The sequence below is a fragment of the Pedobacter sp. ASV12 genome, from assembly GCF_016429155.1.
In the GTDB taxonomy this organism is placed as follows: domain Bacteria; phylum Bacteroidota; class Bacteroidia; order Sphingobacteriales; family Sphingobacteriaceae; genus Pedobacter.
Genome location: NZ_JAELUC010000198.1, coordinates 1 through 1,104, shown reverse-complemented (window position 1 = coordinate 1,104; position 1,104 = coordinate 1). Strand labels below are relative to the sequence as shown.

At 38.6% G+C, this 1,104-nt stretch carries 1 protein-coding gene; it reads left to right on the top strand.

The genetic code is table 11. The annotated features are described in order from the left end of the window. On the top strand, window positions 1-1,104 hold a 1,104-nt coding region (locus JHD69_RS19870), incomplete at both ends, for an alginate lyase family protein (protein ID WP_199142075.1).

Sequence of the window (1,104 nt, the reverse complement as noted above, 5' to 3'; positions counted from 1 at the left end):
GATCATACTCAAATTAATAAAGGACCAAACTTTAAATGTAGTCAGGAGATCTCGCTGCGCTTAATGAATTGGATTTTTGCTTTAAACTACTATAAAGATTCGCCTAACCTAACCGAAGCTTTATTCGGCCGGATACAACATTATATCTATTGGCAAGTAGAACATGTTTACCATAATATTAATTTTTCGAGAATAGCGGTTAGAAATAATCATGCCATCACAGAAACACTATTTCTATATATAGCCGGTCTGCTATTCCCAAGTTTTCCAAATGCCTCAAAATGGAAGAAAAATGGTAAGAAATGGTTTGAACAAGAAATTGCCTATCAAATATATGCCGATGGTAGCTTTTTGCAGTTCTCTATGAATTATCATCGGGTAGTGGTGCAATTGCTTACCTGGGCCCTGAAAATTGCTGATTTGCATCAAGAACAATTTAATAAAGTAGTTTATGAGCGGGCCAAGAACAGTTTGAACTTTTTAATCCAGCACCTTGATCCGGCCACTGGCTGGTTGCCAAATTACGGCAATAATGATGGTGCCCTTTTCTTCAAATTGTCTGATGCCCATTACAGGGACTACAGGCCACAACTAGAAGCTTTGAGCAATGTTTTGGGAATGGAATGGAAATTCGAGCAATTTGAGGATACATTGTGGTATGGAAATAAGAAACCTGAACATAAAGGATTAGCCTTAAGCCAAGGTCATTCAGCTTTTGAGCAGGGTGGATATTACCTATACAGAACACCGGATAGCTTAAGTTTTATAAGATGTGGTAGCCATAAAGACAGGCCTGCGCAAGCAGATAACCTCCATTTTGATCTATGGTATAAAAATAAGAATCTATTGCACGATGCAGGTACCTACAAATACAATTCGGCTCCAGAAGATCTCAAATATTTTATGGGCACAGCTTCTCACAATACGGTAATGTTAGATGATTATGACCAGATGGAAAAGGGAGCTAGGTTTATCTGGTATCATTGGACACAATGTGAATCGGTAGTTACTGAAGAAACGTCTGCATATTTCCTTTTTGAGGGAACCATTAGCGCTTTTCATCATATTGCTGTCTCTTATACACATCTGACGCTGCCGACGAAC